This window comes from uncultured Roseovarius sp. (assembly GCF_947489715.1).
In the GTDB taxonomy this organism is placed as follows: Bacteria; Pseudomonadota; Alphaproteobacteria; order Rhodobacterales; family Rhodobacteraceae; genus Roseovarius.
In genome coordinates, this window is sequence record NZ_CANLER010000001.1 from 664150 (window position 1) to 685006 (window position 20857).

Annotated in this window: 19 protein-coding genes; 14 read left to right on the forward strand and 5 right to left on the reverse strand. The window is 59.1% G+C overall.

What is annotated here, in order from left to right:
* Nucleotides 1-9: 9 nt before the first annotated feature.
* From Q1B27_RS03295 to Q1B27_RS03330, 8 genes are all read left to right on the forward strand, one after another.
* The gene (locus tag Q1B27_RS03295; protein WP_299843547.1) at nucleotides 10-1302 is read left to right on the forward strand and encodes an adenylosuccinate synthase; all 1293 of its coding nucleotides are present in this window, start codon (nucleotides 10-12) and stop codon (nucleotides 1300-1302) included.
* 3 nt (nucleotides 1303-1305) lie between these two features.
* Nucleotides 1306-1542: a DUF2842 domain-containing protein gene (locus Q1B27_RS03300; RefSeq protein WP_299843549.1), complete on the forward strand. Its 237-nt coding sequence runs from the start codon at nucleotides 1306-1308 to the stop codon at nucleotides 1540-1542.
* Between the two features lie 319 nt (nucleotides 1543-1861).
* Nucleotides 1862-2563 carry a 2Fe-2S iron-sulfur cluster-binding protein gene (locus Q1B27_RS03305; protein WP_299844870.1) on the forward strand — a complete coding sequence of 234 codons (702 nt, stop codon included), beginning with the start codon at nucleotides 1862-1864 and terminating at the stop codon, nucleotides 2561-2563.
* Nucleotides 2556-2888 (forward strand): succinate dehydrogenase, encoded by a 333-nt coding sequence (locus Q1B27_RS03310; protein WP_299843553.1) that lies wholly within the window; start codon nucleotides 2556-2558, stop codon nucleotides 2886-2888. Before Q1B27_RS03305 ends, Q1B27_RS03310 begins: the two co-directional genes overlap by 8 nt.
* Nucleotides 2885-3226 carry a succinate dehydrogenase, cytochrome b556 subunit gene (gene sdhC / locus Q1B27_RS03315; RefSeq protein WP_299843556.1) on the forward strand — a complete coding sequence of 114 codons (342 nt, stop codon included), beginning with the start codon at nucleotides 2885-2887 and terminating at the stop codon, nucleotides 3224-3226. The genes Q1B27_RS03310 and sdhC overlap by 4 nt, the downstream gene beginning before the upstream one ends.
* 2 nt (nucleotides 3227-3228) lie before the next feature.
* Nucleotides 3229-4992: an FAD-binding protein gene (locus Q1B27_RS03320; RefSeq protein ID WP_299843559.1), complete on the forward strand. Its 1764-nt coding sequence runs from the start codon at nucleotides 3229-3231 to the stop codon at nucleotides 4990-4992.
* Nucleotides 4989-5945 carry a fumarate hydratase gene (locus Q1B27_RS03325; RefSeq protein WP_299843562.1) on the forward strand — a complete coding sequence of 319 codons (957 nt, stop codon included), beginning with the start codon at nucleotides 4989-4991 and terminating at the stop codon, nucleotides 5943-5945. The genes Q1B27_RS03320 and Q1B27_RS03325 overlap by 4 nt, the downstream gene beginning before the upstream one ends.
* Nucleotides 5942-6610, forward strand: a complete 669-nt coding sequence (locus Q1B27_RS03330; RefSeq protein WP_299843565.1) for a fumarate hydratase C-terminal domain-containing protein — start codon at nucleotides 5942-5944, stop codon at nucleotides 6608-6610. The genes Q1B27_RS03325 and Q1B27_RS03330 overlap by 4 nt, the downstream gene beginning before the upstream one ends.
* A gap of 45 nt (nucleotides 6611-6655) precedes the next feature.
* Here Q1B27_RS03330 and Q1B27_RS03335 read toward each other — a convergent pair whose 3' ends face one another.
* Nucleotides 6656-7423 (reverse strand): sulfite exporter TauE/SafE family protein, encoded by a 768-nt coding sequence (locus Q1B27_RS03335; RefSeq protein ID WP_299843569.1) that lies wholly within the window; start codon nucleotides 7421-7423, stop codon nucleotides 6656-6658.
* Nucleotides 7401-8309, reverse strand: a complete 909-nt coding sequence (locus Q1B27_RS03340; protein ID WP_299843572.1) for a LysR family transcriptional regulator — start codon at nucleotides 8307-8309, stop codon at nucleotides 7401-7403. Before Q1B27_RS03340 ends, Q1B27_RS03335 begins: the two co-directional genes overlap by 23 nt.
* 246 nt (nucleotides 8310-8555) lie before the next feature.
* On the opposite strand from Q1B27_RS03340, the gene rarD reads away from it, so the two are divergent.
* A complete protein-coding gene (gene rarD / locus Q1B27_RS03345; protein ID WP_299843575.1) occupies nucleotides 8556-9470 on the forward strand; it encodes an EamA family transporter RarD in 915 nt (304 codons plus the stop codon).
* On the opposite strand, the gene Q1B27_RS03350 is transcribed toward rarD, so the two are convergent.
* A complete protein-coding gene (locus tag Q1B27_RS03350; RefSeq protein ID WP_299843580.1) occupies nucleotides 9413-9964 on the reverse strand; it encodes a TIGR00730 family Rossman fold protein in 552 nt (183 codons plus the stop codon). The two genes, rarD and Q1B27_RS03350, sit on opposite strands and share 58 nt — an antisense overlap.
* A 104-nt stretch (nucleotides 9965-10068) precedes the next feature.
* On the opposite strand from Q1B27_RS03350, the gene Q1B27_RS03355 reads away from it, so the two are divergent.
* The 3 genes from Q1B27_RS03355 to Q1B27_RS03365 all read left to right on the forward strand — a co-directional run bounded on the left by Q1B27_RS03355 (nucleotide 10069) and on the right by Q1B27_RS03365 (nucleotide 13561).
* Nucleotides 10069-11244 carry a LysM peptidoglycan-binding domain-containing protein gene (locus Q1B27_RS03355; RefSeq protein WP_299843582.1) on the forward strand — a complete coding sequence of 392 codons (1176 nt, stop codon included), beginning with the start codon at nucleotides 10069-10071 and terminating at the stop codon, nucleotides 11242-11244.
* 70 nt (nucleotides 11245-11314) lie between these two features.
* Nucleotides 11315-13141 carry an ABC transporter ATP-binding protein/permease gene (locus Q1B27_RS03360; RefSeq protein ID WP_299843585.1) on the forward strand — a complete coding sequence of 609 codons (1827 nt, stop codon included), beginning with the start codon at nucleotides 11315-11317 and terminating at the stop codon, nucleotides 13139-13141.
* 234 nt (nucleotides 13142-13375) lie between these two features.
* On the forward strand, nucleotides 13376-13561 hold the full coding sequence (locus tag Q1B27_RS03365) for a hypothetical protein (protein WP_299843588.1): 186 nt from the start codon (nucleotides 13376-13378) through the stop codon (nucleotides 13559-13561).
* 12 nt (nucleotides 13562-13573) lie between these two features.
* Here the strand turns inward: Q1B27_RS03365 and Q1B27_RS03370 are convergent, their stop codons facing one another.
* Both Q1B27_RS03370 and Q1B27_RS03375 read right to left on the reverse strand, forming a co-directional pair.
* A complete protein-coding gene (locus Q1B27_RS03370) occupies nucleotides 13574-17332 on the reverse strand; it encodes an efflux RND transporter permease subunit (RefSeq protein WP_299843591.1) in 3759 nt (1252 codons plus the stop codon).
* Nucleotides 17329-18561, reverse strand: a complete 1233-nt coding sequence (locus tag Q1B27_RS03375; protein ID WP_299843594.1) for an efflux RND transporter periplasmic adaptor subunit — start codon at nucleotides 18559-18561, stop codon at nucleotides 17329-17331. Before Q1B27_RS03375 ends, Q1B27_RS03370 begins: the two co-directional genes overlap by 4 nt.
* A gap of 211 nt (nucleotides 18562-18772) precedes the next feature.
* Here Q1B27_RS03375 and Q1B27_RS03380 point away from each other — a divergent pair, with 211 nt between their 5' ends.
* Both Q1B27_RS03380 and Q1B27_RS03385 read left to right on the forward strand, forming a co-directional pair.
* A complete protein-coding gene (locus Q1B27_RS03380; RefSeq protein ID WP_299843596.1) occupies nucleotides 18773-19438 on the forward strand; it encodes a hypothetical protein in 666 nt (221 codons plus the stop codon).
* Between the two features lie 64 nt (nucleotides 19439-19502).
* Nucleotides 19503-20831, forward strand: coding sequence for a PQQ-like beta-propeller repeat protein (locus Q1B27_RS03385; RefSeq protein WP_299843598.1), 1329 nt, complete (start codon nucleotides 19503-19505; stop codon nucleotides 20829-20831).
* Nucleotides 20832-20857 lie beyond the last annotated feature (26 nt).

The window sequence follows — 20857 nt, forward strand, 5'->3', positions numbered from 1 at the left end:
GGAACTGCCGTGGCAAATGTCGTCGTCGTGGGCGCCCAATGGGGTGACGAGGGAAAAGGCAAGATCGTTGACTGGCTGAGTGAGCGCGCCGATGTGATTGCGCGGTTCCAGGGCGGTCACAATGCTGGGCACACGCTGGTGATCGACGGGGAAGTCTATAAGCTGCATGCTCTGCCGTCGGGTGTTGTCCGTGGCGGCAAGCTGAGCGTGATCGGCAATGGCGTGGTTCTCGACCCTTGGCATCTGGTGAATGAGATTGAAACGGTCCGGGGGCAGGGCGTTTCGATCACCCCCGAAACATTGATGGTGGCCGAAAACACCCCGTTGATTTTGCCCTTCCACGGAGAGTTGGACCGTGCCCGCGAAGGCCAGAACTCGGTTGCCAAAATCGGTACCACAGGTCGTGGCATCGGCCCGGCCTACGAAGATAAAGTCGGTCGCCGGGTGATCCGGGTCGCCGATCTGGCGGATGACGCCACGCTTGAATTGCGGGTCGACCGCGCGCTGATTCACCACAATGCCCTACGCAACGGTCTGGGGCTGGAGCCCATCGACCGCGACGTGCTGCTGGCACAGCTGCGAGAGATTGCACCGCAGATCCTCGAATATGCCGCCCCGGTCTGGAAGGTGCTGAACGAAAAGCGCAAAGCCGGCAAACGCATCCTTTTCGAGGGTGCGCAAGGCGCACTTCTGGATATTGATTTCGGTACCTATCCCTTTGTCACTTCCTCGAACGTGATTGCAGGGCAGGCCGCGACAGGTACTGGTATTGGCCCCGGCGCAATTGATTTCGTCCTCGGTATCGTCAAAGCCTATACGACCCGTGTCGGCGAAGGCCCGTTTCCAACAGAACTGCATGATGCGGATGGCGAACGTTTGGGTGAGCGCGGGCATGAATTTGGCGTCACAACAGGGCGCAAGCGTCGGTGTGGTTGGTTCGACGCTTGCCTGTTGCGTCAAACCTGCGCCACCAGCGGCGTCAATGGCATCGCCCTGACCAAGCTCGACGTGCTAGACGGTTTCGATGTGCTTAAGGTCTGCGTGGGCTATGAGTTGGACGGCAAGCGGCTTGATTACCTGCCCACCGCCGCCGATCAGCAGGCGCGTTGCACGCCGATCTACGAAGAACTGCCAGGTTGGTCCGAATCGACCGAAGGCGCGCGCAGCTGGGCCGATCTGCCCGCCAACGCAATCAAATATGTACGCCGTGTGGAAGAGTTGATTGATTGCCCGGTCGCGATGGTCTCAACCTCGCCTGAACGCGAAGACACAATCCTTGTCACCGATCCTTTCGCGGATTGAGTGATGGCGCTCAGCTACAAAGCTCGAAGACGCTGGTCGCTGGTCATCCTGCTTATCGGTCTGCCGGTCTATGTCGTGGTGGCGGTCACGATCGTGAATATGCTGAACCGCCCGCCGATTTGGGCCGAATTGTTGGTTTACGTGGGGCTGGGATTTCTCTGGGCACTTCCCTTCAAGTTCATCTTCAAGGGTATCGGTCAGGCTGATCCAGACGCATCCGAAGACAAGCTGGAAAAGTGATCTGGTTTCAGCTCACGCTCACACCAGACAAAACACTGCATTGCTAACATTTAGGCTCTTGGGCGGAGTCATTTTGACGGCATGACACCGTTCAGGTCAGACTTAGATCTTCAAAGCATCTTCTGATGTTGGATCAGCTTGTTGCTGCGCGCATCAGAAATCGCGATTTGCCATCGTTATTGTAAGCAGAAATTTCATAAGGTGTTAGTATTTTTCACTTTCAGTTAGAAAATCTCATAATGTAGAACTTGATGCGCTAAGACCCCGTTTCGTGAGGCGCAGAGTGACAAAGCCTGATCCATTGCATCTTGACGTCACGATCCGGCGCAGCGATCACGACGGCAGCCGAGACGCGCATTTTCAAGTTCCGGCGAGAGACAATCAAACCATTCTCGATGTTGTTTCGTGGATTCAGCAATACGCTGACCCCACGCTTTCATATCGTTTCGCGTGTCGGGTCGGCATGTGCGGCAGTTGCGCGATGATGGTGAACGGAGAGCCGCGCTGGGCCTGCCGCACGCATGTCAAAAAGGTGCTGAACGGCAGTAAAGTCCACATAGCGCCATTGCGAAACTTGCCTGTTATCAAAGATCTTGTCGTGGATATGGACCCCTTCTTTGACAAATGGGGGCAGGCCGAGGGGCGGCACCACCCCACGCAGACACGGGACGATCCGGTACCTCGGATAGACCCGGAAGGCGCACAGCGGGCCGAGGCAAACGCCGGCATCGAATGCATCAACTGTTCGGTTTGCTATGCGGCGTGCGACACCGTTGCAGGCAATCCGGAATACCTGGGCCCCGCAGCACTACAACGGGCCTGGACCGTGTTCAACGACGGTAAGAACGCGGACAGGCAGGCCATTCTGGATGCGGTATCGGGATCGTCCGGCTGTCATAATTGTCATTCGATGGGCAGTTGCACCCATTACTGCCCCAACGATTTGAATCCGATGCAGGCGATCACGGGACTTAAGCGGGAAACGGTAAAGGCATTTATCAGAGGCAAAAGTAATGCTTGATCTGAAGCTCTACATGGCACAGCGGATCAGCGCGATGATCATGGCGCCGCTGGTGCTGTGCCACATCGCCGTGATGATCTATGCGGTACAGGGGGGGCTCAGCACCGCCGAGATCCTTGGCCGGACCCAAGGATCGGTGTTCTGGTTCCTGTTTTACGGCACGTTTGTCATAGCGGTCTCCGTTCATGCAGCCATTGGCCTAAGGGTGATCGCACATGAATGGCTGCGTTTGACCGGATTCTGGTTGTCCACGTTAACATGGGTAATTTGCCTTGTCCTGCTGTTCATGGGGGCACGCGCCGTAGTGGCCGTGACGATGCTATGATGCGCCCATCAAAGTCACATCCCTTATGGTTCGCCTTTGTTGTGCATCGCCTGTCCGGCATTACGCTCGCCTTGTTCCTGCCAGCGCATTTCTGGATCATGTCCCTGGCGTTGACCAACGCGGATCAATTGGACCGGTTTCTGACCTTCGCCGATAATCCACTGGTCAAGATCGTCGAGTTCTGTCTGGTCTTCTTGTTGTCGATCCACATCTTCGGCGGGTTGCGTCTGCTGGCAATGGAATTTCTGCCCTGGAGCAATGCGCAAAAATCCTTGGCAGCGGCGGCGGTTGGCCTGTCGCTGTTTATCTCTGGCACTTTCTTCCTGCAGGCGATCTGAAAATGGGACCAGAGCAAAATATCAAACGACATGACACCGATATCCTTATCCTCGGCACAGGTGGTGCAGGCCTTTTTGCGGCGTTGCATGCGCAGCAATCTGCGCCACCCGACACGAAAATTACCATCGCGGTCAAAGGATTGCTGGGCAAATGCGGCTGCACCCGCATGGTTCAGGGGGGATATAACGTCGCCTTGGGTCCTGGCGATACGGTTGAGCGGCATTTCATGGATACGATCGAAGGCGGAAAGTGGCTGCCCAATCAGCAGATGGCCTGGCGCCTGTGCGAAGAGGCAGTTGTAAGAGTGCAGGAACTGGAAAACGAAATCGGGTGTTTCTTCGATCGCAATCCCGATGGCACATTGCACCACAAGGCATTTGCCGGACAGACGGCGGACCGCACCGTTCACAAGGGCGATCTGACCGGTATCGAGATCATCAACAGGCTGATGGAGCAGGTCCTGTCGCGCCCCATTGAACGGCTTCAGGAACATCGCGCTATCGGTCTGATTCCCACGCGTGACGGGGCTGCTTTGGCAGGCGTTCTGATGATTGACATGCGCACAGGCAGCTTTCGATTTGTGCGCGCCAAGACGGTGTTGATGGCCACCGGTGGCGGCCCGAGCATGTACAAATATCATACGCCATCCGGCGATAAGACAATGGATGGGCTGGCCATGGCCTTGCGTGCCGGGCTGCCTCTGCGCGACATGGAAATGGTGCAATTTCATCCAACAGGCCTGCTGGCGGGCGACCATAGCAGGATGACAGGAACGGTGCTGGAGGAAGGATTGCGCGGGGCTGGCGGTCAACTGATCAGCCATGCGAGACAGCGTTTCATGTTCGACCATGATGATCGCGGGGAACGTGCGACGCGCGACGTGGTCAGCCGCGGTATTTATGCCGAGATGCGCAAGAACAACAATCCGGAACAGGAAGGTGTATTTATTTCGATGGCACATCTGGGGCCCGAGAATGTGCGCCGGAAATTCAAGGGCATGGTGCAACGTTGTGCCGACAGTGGCTTTGATCTGGCCGCAGGGTTGGTCGAGGTTGTTCCCACGGCACATTACTTCATGGGTGGCGTTGTCGTTGATGTTGATACGCACACCGCGCTGGAGGGCCTCTACGTGGCGGGCGAGGATGCGGGAGGGGCACATGGGTCGAACCGTCTGGGTGGCAATGGCGTCGCGAATTCGACAGTCTATGGCGGAGTTTGCGGGGACACGATGGGTGCCGATATCCGCAAGATGGGCACGCTGCGCGACCCGGACGAAGACAAGCTGGCCGCAGAGGTAGAGCGCGCGTGCCACCCCCTGAGCCGCAAAGCAACGGTGGTTCAACCGCTGCGGCAGAAGTTGCAGGAGGCAATGTGGGAAGACGTGGGGGTCTTGCGGACGAGGACAGGGATGGAGCGCGGGTTGAAACGGATCGCAGAAATTTCCGGCGAACTGATGGATTTGGGCGTCTCACCGGAAAACCTGGCCTTCAACCTGACATGGCACGATTGGCTGAACATGCGATCCCTGTGTGATGTGTCCGAGGTGATCGCCAAGGCTGCTCTTGAGCGTGAAAACTCCCGTGGTGCACATTTCCGGGAAGACTTTCCCGAAGCCGGAGAATTGGACGCCTCCTATTTCACCGTGGCACAACAAAGCGCTGGAGTTGTTAAAATGGAAAGACACGCCGTAGACTTTTCAATCGTTCGCCCGGGAGAGACAATATTACCCGAAGGCGAACCTGAAACATTGGTAATTTCAACATGATAGCCATCGACCTGATCCAGAAGACAGCCGAAACCCTTATGGACAAGGCCGCCATCGAAATCCCCGAGGATTACCTTAGCGGGTTGCAGGCGGCGGCCGAGAGTGAGGATGGTGATCTGTCGTCCTTTGTTCTTCAGGCCATGCTGGAGAACTACAAGGCCGCCAAGGAGGACCGCCGCGCGATGTGTGGCGACACGGGCGTGCCGCGCTGGTACGTCAAGATGGGCAATGATGCGCAGGTCGCGGGCGGCATGGTTGCGCTTGAAGCAGCACTTCGGCGGGCGACGGCAAATGCCACCAACGGGGTGCCGTTGCGGCCAAATCGGGTGCATCCGCTTTGGCGCACGGATCACGACAACAATGTCGGCATCGGCGCACCTGAAATCGAATACGGGTTTGAACCCGAAGGCGACTGGATCGATCTTATCACGGTCCACAAGGGCGGACTTTTTGGCACTGATTACCGGATGCTGTTTCCCTCGGACGGCATCCAGGGGATCAAACGATTCTACCTCGACAGTCTGGTAGCCTTTGGCAAGCGCGGCCTCGCCTGTCAGCCCGCGATCATCGGGATCGGCTTGGGCGGCTCGAAAGATACCTGCATGGTATTGGGCAAACGGGCGGCGACGCTGCGCACCGTGGGCAGTCGCAACTCGGATCCGAAGATCGCGGCGCTTGAGGATGAATTCAAGGAACTTGGCAACTCGATCGGCATGGGCGCGATGGGGTTTGTCGGAAAAAACATGGTCATCGATTGCAATATCGAGGTCGGGTATTGCCACACCGGCGGCATGCAGATGAGCGTCCACGCGTTCTGTCTCAGTTCGCGCCGGGCCGTGGCGCGCCTCTGGCCGGATGGCCGCGTGGTGTTCCGGACCGACCCGGACTGGTTCACGCCCTATCAGCGCCGTGAAACGGTAGAATGGACCCCCGCATTGGAGGCCGCAGAATGAAGCCGCGCGAAATCCGCCTGTCTACCACGCCCACGCCCGAGGCGCTAGCAGAGCTGCGCCTGGGTGACATCGTCTACCTCGACGGGTTGCTCTATACCGCACGCGAGGGCGTTTATATGCGTGCGCTGGAAGACAAGGCCAATATCCCGATGGAACTGCCATCGGAAAGTGCCGCGAATTTCCATTGCTCTCCGGCAGCGGCAATCCGCGAAGACGGCAGTTTCGACCTTGGTGCGGTGACGGCGACCGCCTCTTTCCGCTTTGCGAAATGGCTGCCCGAGTGGATGGCCAAAACAGGGGCAAAGCTGATTATCGGCAAAGGCGGCATGTCGTCGAAAGATTACCGGGAATTTTTTGTCCCAAATGGCGCCATCTACCTGTCAACCGTGGGGTATGGAACGGGGGCGCTGTTGGGACGTGGCGTTAAAAACGTGGAAGCGGTTCATTGGAACGAGGCGTTGGGATTGGCGCAAGCCATGTGGGTGATCCGGTGCAAAAAAATGGGCCCGTTCATCGTTGCTTCTGATCTTGAGGGCAATTGCCTGTTCGAACGGGAAAACGCGAAAATCAGTAAAAATCTGCAAGCGGTATATGAAGGCACTACACCCGCCATCCTAAAGCGCTTTGGTGAGACGGATGATCGCAACGATGAATTGATCGGGTAAGGCGGGACTACGGTTCAGAGATGCCTTGTGGCCAAATGCTGTCTTTCAGGAAAACTCTCTGATCATCAATACAATGCCGGACACAAAGCATAACGCAATCAGCAACCGCTGAAACAGGGCGTCCGGGACACGTTGGTAGGCGATAATGCCGACCTGCGCACTTACGATTGCAACGGGCACGGCGATCAGTGCGAAATACAAGGTCTGCGCGGTGTATTCCCCCCGAATGGCCAGAAGACATGCACTTACCCCTAGAACGCAAAGATTGAAGGGCTGCAAGACACCTCGGGTTTCCGACTTGGGCCAGGAACGCATGGAACACCACATGGTTGGAAGGGCGCCGGACAATGATGCCAGCCCGCCAAGAACGCCACCAAGAAAACCGACCACTCCGTCCACCAGGGGCGTCGGTCGGTCAATGCGCGGCAGGTTGCGACGGAACGTGAAAAAGCCGCCATAGATAATCAAAAATCCGGCCACGACGATTTTCAGGGTTGGCACATCGACATAGGCCAGACTTTGCACCCCAATCGGAATGCCCACCAAGGCCGGCAGAAGAAATCGCATCAGACGCTTTGGGTTGTCGAACATGGCGCCCCGAACCACCCAGAGACCCTGAAGGCCTGTCGCTATCGCCAGCAGCAGGACAAGTGCTACAGCCTGGGCAGGGGGCAGCACGCCCAGAAAAAAGCCCAAGGCAAAAAGCGCTGTGCCAAATCCGGCCAGCCCGTTGATGAACCCGCCAGCGATGGCCCCTGACAGGATCAACAAGATTTCGCTGCTCGGCATTTCAGGTAGGACCGCCAGCGCCATCAATGCTCAGATAACCAATATCGACAGCTTCCAGGATGGCGTCATGGACCACGTTCAAAACCTGTACGCGTGGATTATCCGCCCGATGCGCCAGCACCAATTGCCTTTTGGGGGCGTCCTTTCCCAATGGAATGCGTTTGACGGGCATCGGGTTGGGTGTCTTGACGCAGGTTTCGGGCACAATGGAAACTCCCAGATTGGCGGCGACCATGCTCGAGATCGCCTCAAGGCTTTCCAGTTCCATCGTTTCGTCAACGCGAAGGTTTTTCGCCTGAAGCCAGTCTTCGATCAACTGGCCAACCACGGCATTGCGGTTGAACCTGATGAAAGGGTTATGGGTAATAAGTTCATAAGGATCGTCGCCATCAGTGCCGGGTGAGGCCAAAAGCTGTAGCGGCTCATCGACAATGGGTTTGATCGCAACGTGATTTGGGAGGGTTGCGGGTCGGGAAATGATCGCGGCATCCAGGCGGCCACGTTCTATTTCTGCCAGCAGGTGCAGGGTCAATCCGGGCGTCACCCGAACATGCAGATCGGGAAACCGCCCCTTGAGCAGGTTGATGGCAAGGGGTGTCAGCCCCGTCAGGCTGGTGGGCAGCGCCCCCAGCGAAATGTCCCCCCGCACACCATCGTCGCCAAGCACCGAAGGAACAATATCGTCATAGGCCTGAACCACATCCTTTGCCTTGGCCACGATCGCACGACCGACCGGGGTAAGCTCAGGGGTTCTTTTTGTGCGATCAAAGATCGCAACACCCCAATCCTCTTCCAATGTCTTCATTTGCTGACTGACGGCGGCATGTGTGATGAAAACCTCTTTGGCCGCATCGCTGAACGTCTGGTTTTTCTCTACCGCGATCAGGGTTCTTAGCATTCGGATTGACATGCTTGATCTTCTTACCTTCAGATTTTCTTACATAAGATGCCTTCTGGTTTCATTTGTGTAAAGTTTACTTTTGGTTTTGCAAACTCACTTAAAACGCGACGGTGCAAAACAGGCCGGGTGAAACCAACAAGGATTGAAGCAGGAGCGCAGGCGCGTAGCGGCAGAAATTCTTTCCCGAAACACCTTGCCACTCCTTGTTTCTTAGGTCAGCACCAAGGTTGAATATCAAGGGCAGGGTGCAGACTAATGAGCGAGGCGGCAAAAGGCGTTTGGGCGATGGTCGTGGCCTGCACGATCTGGGGCTTGTCGCCGCTCTATTACAAGCTTCTCGAACATCTTTCCCCGATCGAAATTCTGGCCCATCGAACCCTTTGGTCCTTTGTTCTTTTTGCGATTCTCCTGTTGTTCCAGGGCCGTATCGGGCAAATCGCCGTGGCATTGGGCAGCTTCCGATCGGTCCTGATCATCGGCTGCGCCGCCTTTTTTATCTCGCTCAACTGGTTCGTCTATATCTCGTCCATTCAGATCGACATGGTGCTTGAGGCATCTCTGGGCTATTTTATCTTTCCGCTCATCGCTGTGGTGTTGGGCGCGGTGGTGCTGGGCGAACGCATGGCCCGTGCGCAGGTATTTGCGGTGTTCTTGGCGTTTTGCGCGGTTCTTTTGCTGGCCCTCGGGTTTGGTGTGACCCCTTGGATCGCGTTGGTCTTGGGCACGTCGCTGGGGCTCTACGGCCTGATCAAGAAGGGGCTTTCCGCAGGGCCGGTGGTGTCGGTAACCGCCGAGGTTTTGTTACTCTCACCTATCGCTATCGGCGTTTTGTGGTGGATTCATGCGGGCGGTTCCGGGGCATTCGGGACAACACTACCAGACACGATCCTGCTGATCTTCTCCGGGGTTTTGACCGCCTGGCCCCTCATCCTTTTCAGCTATGCCACCAAACGCGCATCACTGGGCACGGTAGGGTTGGTTCAATACCTTAACCCCAGCCTGCAATTCCTTGTTGCAACAGTTATTTTTCTGGAGCCACTCAGTTATTGGCACGTCATGTCATTTGCGATGATCTGGGCCGCTTTGGTGATCTATTCCGCTTCGGCCCTGCGTCAGGACAGGGCTTTGCGCAAGGCCCCCGAAAGTTCTTTGACCGACCCTACGACCTGAACGTAATCCAGCAGCGCCGCCTCGGCAAAGCCCTCGGCAATCAGATGGCCCAGCATCTGGATCAGCGGTTGCCAGAAATCCTCGGTGTTGAGCAGGAAAATGGGTTTGTCATGCAGGCCCAGTTGCCGCCATGTCAGCACTTCGAAAAACTCGTCCAATGTGCCAGCACCACCGGGCAGAACGATGATCGCGTTGGAGTTTTTGAACATCAGCTCTTTGCGTTCATGCATCGTTGCGGTGACGATCAACTCGCTTAAATCCGCCTTGCCGATCTCGGTCGCCATCAGATGTTCGGGGATAACGCCAAAGGTCTTACCGCCAGCCTCCTGCGCGGCCCGCGCCGTGGCTCCCATCAAGCCAATATCACCCGCGCCGTACACCAGCCGCCAGCCATTTCCGGCCAGCATTTTGCCGACCTCCGTGGCTTCTTCCTCGAATATCGCTTGCACGCCCGAACGTGCGCCGCAAAAGACACAAACTGAGCGTGCGACCATGAATTCCCCCCGTTTCGCTAAGCGTTGTTTTGACCAGTGATACCCTTGTTGTTATCGTCCGACAACCGTACAGCTTGTGCGCGACCGCGGATGGAAGGTTAAAGATGAGCGAAAACAGCAGCTTGTCTCAGCGTGCGACCCTTGGATTTGTAAGCGCTGCAGTACTGGCGATTGTGGCGGCGGGGGCATATTACTCGGGCTTCCTATCACCCGCTGATCAACCCGAATCTGAACGGACGGTCACAGCGCAACCCAAGGGGGATGCGGCAACCGACATCACGTCGCAAACGCAAACGGATGGGGCCGCCATAAGTGAGGCCGAGCCGTCTGCCGACACGCCGCCGCCTGATCCGCCCACGATTGATACGTTCCGTCTGGAACCCGATGGCAGAATGCTGGTTGCCGGACGCACGATGCCAGACTGGGACACGTCAATCTTGCTGGATGGCGAGATCCTGGCATCCGCCACGCCCGATGGCAGCGGCCAGTTCGTTGAATTCCTTGATATCCCAACAAGTGAAGACCCACGGGTTCTGTCGCTTTCGATGCGCCCGGCCAGCGGCGGTGACGCCATTGCGTCTGAGCAGGAGATCATCATTGCACCGACCCCGCGCGAGGTTGCCGCGACGGAGGCATCAGGGGTGACAGCGCAGACCGGAGACGAGCAGACGAACGCAACCGGTGAGCCAACCGAAGGCGCCACGCAATCGCCAACCGTGATCCTTGCGGATGACAGCGGCGTGCGCGTGTTGCAGACGCCCGAGGCCGCCCCGGATGCCACCGACGAGGCTGCGGATGAGAATGGCCCGACACTGATGTCGAGCGTCGCGCTGGACGCAATATCCTATTCTGACGCCGGCCAGGTGCAGCTTTCGGGGCGCGCAAGTGGTGAGGGACATATCAGGGTCTATCTGGACAATGATCCGATCACCACGTCGCCGGTGACCGAAGATGGCAACTGGCGTTCGGACCTGCCTGAGGTTGATACCGGCGTCTACACCCTTCGGATTGACGAGGTAGACGCCGAAGGCAATGTCACTTCGCGCGTGGAAACGCCCTTCAAACGCGAGGATGAGGCGGTACTGGCCAAGGTCGATAGCGCGGCCGATACCCCCAAGATCAAGGCCGTGACGGTGCAGAAAGGATCAACCCTCTGGGCCATCTCGCGCGAGGCTTACGGCGATGGCGTTCTCTATGTGCGCGTGTTCGAGGCGAACCGCGACCGCATCCGCGACCCGGACCTGATCTATCCCGGTCAGGTCTTTACCGTTCCGGAATAGCCGGGCAGGGCTGGCATTCACCACGGCATCGGCCTATGTCACAGAGACGTGAAATGGACAATGCCTGCTGATGCGCCGACGATCGCTGACCACAATTGAGGCTCCGACCAACGGCTGGCGCACCATCCGGCGCGTGGCCCCGTATTTGTGGCCCAAAGATCAGGCATGGGTAAAGCGCCGGGTCGTGCTGGCGCTGATCGCGCTTTTCCTGTCGAAAATGATCGCCGTCGGCACGCCGCTTTTTTACAAGGCTGCTGTCGATGCACTGGCGGGCGAGGGGCAAAACACCGCCTGGATGCTGGCGCTTGGTGCCATTGGCCTGACCGTCGCCTATGGGTTTGCCCGGCTGATGGTGGTCGGCTTTCAACAGGCGCGTGATGCGATCTTTGCACGCGTGGGGCAGCGCGCCTTGCGCGCGCTCGCGCTCAAGACATTCCGGCACATCCACGCGATGTCGCTGCGCTATCACATCACCCGCAAGACCGGCGGCCTGAGCCGGATCATCGAACGTGGCGTAAAGGGTGTCGAGTTTCTGCTGCGCTTCCTGCTCTTCTCGATCGGGCCGCTGCTGTTGGAATTGCTGATGATCGCTGGGGTGCTCTGGACACTCTTTGATTTTCGCTATGTGGCCGTGGTGATGGCCGTTATCGGCGCCTACACGCTTTACACCTTCAAGGTGACCGAATGGCGCGTGAAACTGCGCAAGGAGATGAACGATCAGGACACCGATGCCAACCAAAAGGCCATCGACAGCCTGTTGAACTTTGAAACCGTCAAGTATTTCGGGGCCGAAGAGCGCGAAGCCTCGCGCTATGACGCAGCCATGGCCGGGTATGAGAAGGCGGCGCTGCATTCTTCCTATTCATTGGCGGTCCTGAATTTCGGGCAATCACTTCTGATCACCGGCGGGCTGGTCATCGTCATGGTCATGGCCGCGATGGGGGTGCAGGCGGGCACGTTGACGGTGGGGGATTTCGTCATGGTCAACGCCTATATGATCCAGATCACCATGCCGCTGAATTTCCTGGGCACGGTCTATCGCGAAATCCGCCAGTCACTTGTGGATATGGGTGAGATGTTCGATCTGCTGGAACAGGCCCCGGATGTGACCGATAAATCTGACGCGAAACCGCTGAAGGTAAATGGCGGTCATGTCGTGCTGGACGATGTGCGCTTTGGCTACGAGGATGCGCGCCCGATCCTCAAAGGTGTCAGCCTCGCGGTCAGGCCAGGGCAGACCGTGGCGGTTGTCGGGCCATCGGGCTCTGGCAAATCCACCATCGGGCGGCTCCTGTTCCGCTTCTATGATGTGCAGGACGGGGCGCTGATCATTGACGGGCAGGATGTGCGCACGGTCACGCAGAACAGCCTGCATGACGCCATCGGCGTAGTCCCCCAGGATACCGTCCTCTTTAATGACACGATCGGCTATAACATCGCCTATGGCCGCGACGGGGCCACGCAGGCCCAGATCGAAGAGGCCGCGAAGGCCGCGCAGATCCATGATTTCGTCAGCGGCTTGCCGGATCGCTACGACACGCTGGTGGGGGAACGGGGATTGAAGCTCTCGGGGGGTGAAAAACAGCGAGTGGGCATTGCGCGAACCTTGCTGAAAAACCCACCCATCCTGTTGCTGGACGAAGCGACCAGTGCGCTCGACAGCGAGACCGAACAAGACATTCAGGAGGCGCTGGCCCGCGCCGGGCAGGGGCGTACAGTGATCACCATCGCCCATCGCCTCAGCACTGTGGCCGATGCTGACCTGATCGTCGTTCTGGAAGACGGTCAGATTGTCGAAGAGGGCACGCACGCCGAATTATTGGCGCGACAAGGTCGCTATTCCAGCCTTTGGGACCGTCAGGCCAGCGAGAGAAGCCCCAGCAAGGCGGCAGAATGACGTAACGTCATTTTGCATCCAAAGGTTGTTTGGCGTTTTTTGATTTAGGCGTGCCGTTTTTCCCCTTTGGCGACCGCCAAAGCAGGCGCATGACCTAATTATCACAACAATTTAGTGGTTTCGGCGGGATGGACGCCGGATTCAGTCGGTTCGGGATGGGACCGGTAAGGACTTTATTTTGGAGTTGGTAGGATGATCGAAGGTGTCGTTCTGTTTTTTTCGCCCTGTGGGCGAATGGCACATATTTGGTGCGTGTTGAATGAGGTGCCGCTGTGTTTGGCGTATCGAGAGGATTTCCCGAAACTGTGGCGCAAGCTTCAGATCGGCTCGCGCGTTCAGTTGCGCTCGAAACCGGTGGGCAATCTGATGCGGGCCTGTGAATTACGGCTTTTCGCGATGGAAACGGCGGAGGGCCCATGAGCGCGTCGCGGATTATTCCGCAGCGCGCAGGGGGCGGCCGCCGCGCGGCCTCGGGGTTTCAGACGCGTCACCCTCGTCATTCTTGGCAACCGGTCCTTCCAATTCCCAGATGATCTCCGGCGCTTCGACGCGGCGCGCCTCGATGTTCAGCGCCCAGTCGCGCGCCACCCGGCTGCCCCGACCCAGCGAAAGTTTCGCAAGACCTTTTGAAATCCATTTGACATAGACCCCGGCCCAGATCCGCAGCGCCAGCATCGAGGGCGTGAAGATAAGCGTCAACACCGTCGCAATGCCCAGGCCAAAGACAACCGCCGTGGCCAGCTGCGTCCACCAAAGTGCTGTGGGGCTGTTGAACGAATACCCTCCCTCGGCAAAGTTCAGACTGAGACCGAACATCATTGGTGCCAGACCCGCCATCGTGGTGATGGTGGTCAGCAGAACGGGTCTGATGCGGGCCTCGGCGGTGCGGGTGATGGCCTCGATCCGCGGCATATAGCGGGAAAAGTCCTGATAGGTGTCGATCAGCACGATATTGTTGTTCACCACGATCCCGGCCAGCGCGACAATGCCGGTACCGGTCATGATGATCGAAAACGGCTGGCTCATTACCAGCATCCCGATCAGCACGCCGGTGGTCGACAGCACCACCGCCAGCAATACCAGCACGGCGTTATAGACACTGTTGAACTGCGCCAGCAGGATGATGAACATCAGTCCCAGGGCACCCAGAAACGCCTGTTGCAGGAAGGCGCCAGATTCTTCCTGATCTTCGGCGTCACCGGTCCATTCATATTCCAGCCCAGCGGGCACAACGCCGCTTTCCAGCCATTTCGTCAGCTCGGCAATCCGTTCATTGGCGGTCAGCGGTACCTCGGTCTGATTACCGTTTTCATCGGTCACAGTTGACATCAGGCCATCCACAGTCGCGGCCTTGACGTCGAAATACCGTTTCTGATCGACGCGGCTGATCTGGGCCAGTTTGGGCACCGGTTTGCGCGAGATGAAGTTGCTGAGCGGCACCAGACCCTTGTCGGTACGCAGTTTCAGCGTATCAAGCGTGCTCAGCACACGGTCTTCGTCTGGCAGGCGGATGCGGATGTCGATCTCTTCATCACTGCTGTCAACACGCATCGTATCCAGCAGGATGCCCCTAGTGACCAGTTGCACCATCGCGCCCACGGTCGCCACATCCGCGCCATAGCGCCCGGCCTGTTCAACATCGACGTCGATCTGCCAGTCGATACCGGGCAGGGGCAGGGTATCTTCGACCAGCTTCAGCCCCCGCGTCTCATCGAATTTTGCCCGTGCTTCCTCTGTAAAGGCTTTCAGGGCCTCCCAATCGTCACCCTTGAGGCGCAGATGCACCGGCTTGGCCGAGGCCGGACCCTGCTCAAGCGCCAGGATTTCGATCTGGATACCGGGGATTTTCTTCAGCTCGGCGGTCAACTCATCAAGGGTCTTGTTGCCGTCGGTTTCAGGGCTTGAGATTTGCCGTTCGATATCAATGCCCAGCAAGGGCACGGTGAACCACACCTCGCGGGCGGTCGGACGATCCTCCCACGGCAGCAGCTCGATCTGAACCCGGCCAACCGTATCCAGCGGCGCCTCGGCCCCGCTGGTATTGTTGTTCAGACCACCATCACCGGCAAAGGCAAAAGCGCTTTTGATATTGGGATGGGCCAGCACGATCCGTTCAGCCTGATCAACCAGCGCATCCTTCTGATCCAGTGACAGGTTTCCGCGCGCCTTGATATAGACCAGCGCGTTCTCGGGCTGCGAGTCGACAAAGAACTCGACACCCTTGTTGTTGTTGATGAAATACATCGTGACCGAACCGACCAGCACGAAGATCGCACAGAAAGACAGCAGCGGTGCAATCGGGTTGGCGGCAATCAGGTGGATAAACCAGCCAAAGCGCGTGCGTCGGTAGCCTGCTGTCACCTTGCTGCGGTGATGCGGAAAGAACCGCTCTCGCAGCACGCCCAGAAGGTTCGAGAACCGGCGCGGCAGCGATATCAACCCCAAGAGCGTGGCCGTGATCGCCGCCAGCCCGGCCGCGGCAAGGCACACGACACCCAGCAGGATAACGAAGGACGCGACCAGCGTGGGAATGACCGATGAGAGGATACGACTGCCGTCCATGCTGCCGAACTGGCCACCAACGGCCTCCAGCAATACCGGGATGATGCTGCTGGCGATCAGGCCCACGCCGATGGCCACCGGAAACAGCGACAGATGCCAGTACCAGCGCCAGCCGGCGATCTGGGCAATGCGTTCATTGAACCAGCGTTCCATACGCCCGGTGACCCCGCCGACCACCGGCAGATAGACCAGCGCCACCAACAGCGATGCCGACAGGACGAAGATCAGCGTGACGGGCAGCATCCGCATGAATTGACCCGGTACGCCGGGCCAGAACAGCATCGGCATGAAGGCACAAAGCGTGGTCGCGGTTGAGCTGATGACGGGCCAGAACATGCGCTTTGCCGCTTCGACATAGGCGTGCATCGGGCCCGATCCTTCGCGGATGCGCTTATCGGCATATTCGACCACTACGATGGCTCCGTCGACCAGCATACCCACCGCAAGGATAAGGCCGAACATCACCATGTTGGAAATCGCCACGCCCATCAGGGCCAAAAGCGCGAAACACAAAAGGAACGAGGTGGGAATGGCAAACCCCACCAACAGCGAAGGGCGGATGCCAAGCGTGGCCAGCATCACGATCATCACCAGCGCAATCGCCGTCAGAACCGAACCTTCAAGCTGTTTGACCATCGACTTGATGACCCGCGACTGATCATTCGATGTGCCCACCTCGATCGCCGTCTGCAATTCGGCTGGCCAGGTCTTTTCGGCCTCGGCCACGGTCTCGCGCACCAGTTCGGCGGTGTCGATGATGTTGTATCCCTTGCGCTTGACCACCTGCAGCGCCACGGTGTTTTCACCGTTGAAGCGCGCCGTGCCCAGCCGATCTTCGAAGGTCAGGTTGATCGTTGCCAGATCGCCCAACGTGACCACGCGGTCGCCATTTGTCTTGACCGGCAGGTCGTAGATGTCGCTGGGCTCGTCAAAGGACGAGGGGATCTTGACCGAAAACGTGCCCTGTTCGGTCTCGACCTCACCGGCGGCGATCAACTGGTTGTTGTTCTGCACAACACTGATCAGCTCCAGCGCGGTGACGTTATAGGCCTCCAGCCGCAGCGGATCGATCACCACCTCGACCATCTCGTCCCGGTTGCCCGCGATCCCGGCCTCCAGCACCGGCTCCAGCCCTTCAAGCCGATCCTGCAAATCCTTTGCCAGCCGCGCCATCGTCCGTTCGGGCACCGCGCCGGACAGGTTGACGATGATAATCGGGAATTCGCTGAAATTGATCTCGTTGATCGTGTATTTCTCGGCCCCGTCCGGGAAATCGGCCTCGGCGGTGCTCATGGCATCGCGCACATCGGCCATGATCTTGGTCTTGTCCCAGCCGAACTCGAATTCCAGCGCAACCCCGGCATAGTTCTCCGATGCCGTGCCGGACATTTGCTTCAGCCCGTCCAGGTCGCTCAGCTCGGTCTCCATGACCTTGACCAGCAGTTTTTCACTGTCCTCGGCGGAAATGCCGGGGAAGGGGACCGATACGAACAGCGCCGGAATCTCGATATCCGGTTCACCCTCTTTCGGCAGGCCGACATATGCCAGGCTGCCCGCCAGAAGCGACAGCACGATAAAGGCAATGACCATCCGCGCCCGCGCGGCGGCCCAGTCGACCAGACCTGTCATTGGCCAATCTCCTGAAACGTGGGTGCAACCCGCACCCCGTCGATGACGAATTCCTGACCGATGATGATAACATCGGCCTTTTCGGGCAATCCGGCAAGCCAGACGCCGGTTGGCGTGTCACGCAGCAAGGTCACTGCCACGAATTGCGCGGTCTGTTCCTCGGTAATGATCCGGACGCCCATCGCACCTTCGTTGTTCAGGGTCAGGGACGATTGCGGCAGCAGATGCGCGTTGGTGCCATCGGCGGCAATGATGATTTCTGCGGTCTGGCCGTCGCGCAGGATCAGATCGGGGTTGGGCACCTGAATTTCAACGCGGAAGGTGCGGGTTTCGGGGTCCGCGGCGCGCGACAGGAACGTGACCATGCCTTCGATCTGATCGCCTGTCGCCAGCCGTCCACCGGCGCGTGCGCCCATATTCACACGGTTCACCTCGGTTTCAGGAACAAATCCCACCAGCATCACCGGATCAAGCTGAATGACCGTTGCGCAAAGCGCACCGGGTTGCAGCAGGCTGCCCAGCTCTGCGGTGTCCGATTCCAGCAGTCCGGCGAATGGCGCCCGGATCGACAGACGTTCGATTTCCTTTTCCGCTGCAACAACCGATGCTTCGGCCGATTGGATGCCCGATTTTGTGGCTTCCAGCCCTGATCGCGCGGTTTCAACCCCGGCCATTGCGGCGCTGACCGCGGCCTTTGTGGAGGCCACGCGGGTTTCCGATGCAAATCCGCCCTCAGACAGTTTCGCCGCTGCATTATCGTTGATTTTTGCCTCTTCCAGACGGGCGCGCGCCTCATCCACCCGTGCCTCCGCTTCGGGAATGCGCGATTTGGCTTCCAGCAGGCGCGCCTGCGCTTCGGCCAGCGTGGCCTCGCGCGCGGCCGGATCAAGGCTGCACAGTAGTTGGCCCTCTTCGACAAAGGATCCCTTGCGCAGCGGGTCCGATATAACTTGCCCCGAGGTTTCGGCGCGCAGTTCCACCTCGCGATCCGCTTCGGTCTGACCGCGCAGGACAACCGCGCTGTCGATGGCGCGGGCGACCGAATGTATCGCCACAACCCCTACGGCCTCTGGCGCGTTGGCATCGCCTGTGGTCTGCGCCGCCTCAGCGCTGCCTTCTGCGGTGCTTGCGACGGCTGTTTCCTCACCGGTCAGCGTGTCACGCTGAAAAATGAACACATAGACCAATGCAGAAACGACAATTGCCGCCAGAATCGGAAAGAGACGCATGCGGGTACCTTCTAGTTCGTCCTGCCACCTCGACTATTGAGGTGGGTATTTCTTGAGCGCTTTACAACGCCATATACACTAAACTGTCCGGTTCAGATTATACTTTTCGACGCACCCCCGCAAGGTGGCCGTTTCCCGCCGTTTCGGCGGCCCCTTGGCAGGGCCGTGGCGACACGCTAAGAGGGGTCGAAAATTCAAAGAGGCATCAAGCGTGAGCGATACCGACAGTTTTATTGATGAGGTCACGGAAGAGGTCCGCCGCGATCGTCTGTTCAAAATGATGCGGCGTTATGGCTGGATCGCGGTTCTGGCCGTGATCGCCATAGTGGGCGGTGCCGCCTGGAATGAATGGACCAAAGCCAACGAACGCGCCGCGGCCGAGGATTTCGGCGATGCTATGCTGGCGGCGCTGTCGGTTCCCGATGGTGCCATGCGCGCGGCAGCCCTGTCGGATGTCGAGGCCCCGAATGCGGCCAGTCAGGCGATGATCGACCTGCTGGCGGCGGGTGAAGAATCAGGCGCCGAACCCGAAGCCGCGGCGCAACGCCTTCTGGCGCTTGCAGATCGCAGCGGCATTGATCCGGTTTACCGTCAGATTGCCACCCTCAAAGCGGTCGCGATCCCCGGGTCGGGTCTGACCGCTCAGGAACGCCGTACCCGGCTGGAAGGGCTGGCGCTGGAAAGCGGTTTCGTACGCCTTCTGGCCCAGGAACAACTGGCCCTGATCGCGGTGGAGCTGGGCGACAGGGACGGTGCCCTGACACAGCTACAGCAACTCGTCGCCGATGCAGAGGCCACGCCGGACTTGCGCCGTCGCGCGTCGCAGGTGATTGTGGCGCTTGGGGGTGACCTGTCCGAGGCACCCGAGGAAGAATAGAAACTACCTGTGCCCGGCGATCACGTCCGGGGCAGGGTCGCAGGCGACAAGTGGGGGCGTATCCGTGTTCAAATCGAGTGGTATTATTCTGGGCGCTCTGGGCGCCATTGCCCTGACAGCCTGTTCCAAGGACGAGCCGATCCTGCCGGGCGCGCGTGAAGGCATTCGCGACGTCAGCGTCGACCCCGCCGACATTCCCGCTCCGGCTGTCGCCGAGGATACTGCCCGCGCGCTTGCCCTGCCGCCAGCGCGGTCGAACGCGAACTGGCTGCAAAGCATCAGCTCACCCGGTACGCGCACCGATCACCCCGCGCTGTCTGCGGCCCCCAACCTGGCCTGGTCCGTGTCGATCGGCGCCGGTGACGGGCGCAAGAACCGGATCACCGCCGATCCCGTTGTCGGCGACGGGCGCATCTACACTCTGGACGCCGAAGCGCGTGTGACCGCCGTTTCAACCAGCGGTCAGGTATTGTGGACCACGGACATGGTGCCGCCCAACGATTCGAGAACGGATGCCAGCGGCGGCGGCCTGGCCTATGCGAATGGCACGCTCTATGTCTCATCCGGTTTCGGCCTGATGACCGCCCTTGATGGCGCTACCGGCGCGGAACGCTGGCAGCAGAACCTGCGCGCCACCGGTTCCGGCAGCCCGACCGTCAGCGGTGATCTGGTCTATCTGGTCGCCGGGGACGAGGTCGCCTGGGCCCTGGAAACCAGCACCGGCCGTATCCGTTGGCAGCTTGCCGCCACGCCCGACATCAACAATGTCATGGGCGGCCCGGCCCCTGCCGTGACCGACAAATACGTTGTCTTTGCCTTCGGGTCCGGTGAATTGCAGGGCGCGTTCCGCAAGGGCGGCCTGCGCCTTTGGGACGCACAGATCGCCGGTCAGCGGCCGGGCTATTCCGCCGCCCGCATCGGCGACATCACCGGCGATCCGGTCGTGGTCGGCGATACGCTTTACGCCGGCAGCCACTCGGGCCGCACCGTGGCGCTTGGCCTGGGCAACGGCAAACGCAAATGGACAGCCAATGACGGCGCACTGAACCCGGTCTGGCCTACGGGCGACTCGGTCTTCATGATCTCGGACCGCAATGAACTGATCCGCCTCAATGCCGAGGATGGCACCCGCATCTGGGGCAAGGAACTGCCCTTCTTCACCAAGGACCGCCCGCGCCGCCAGGCCGAAATCTTTGCCCATCACGGCCCGATCATCGCCGGTGGCAACCTGATCGTCGCCTCCAGTGACGCGCAACTCAGGCTGTTCGATCCGGTTTCGGGCGCGCTACGCCGGTCGGTGTCGATGCCGGGCGGCGCTTCGACCAATCCGGTCGTCGCCGGGAATACGCTTTACGTGGTGACCACCAAGGGGCAATTGGCCGCTTTCCGTTAGGCGCGCAATGCTGTAACAGGGCCGCC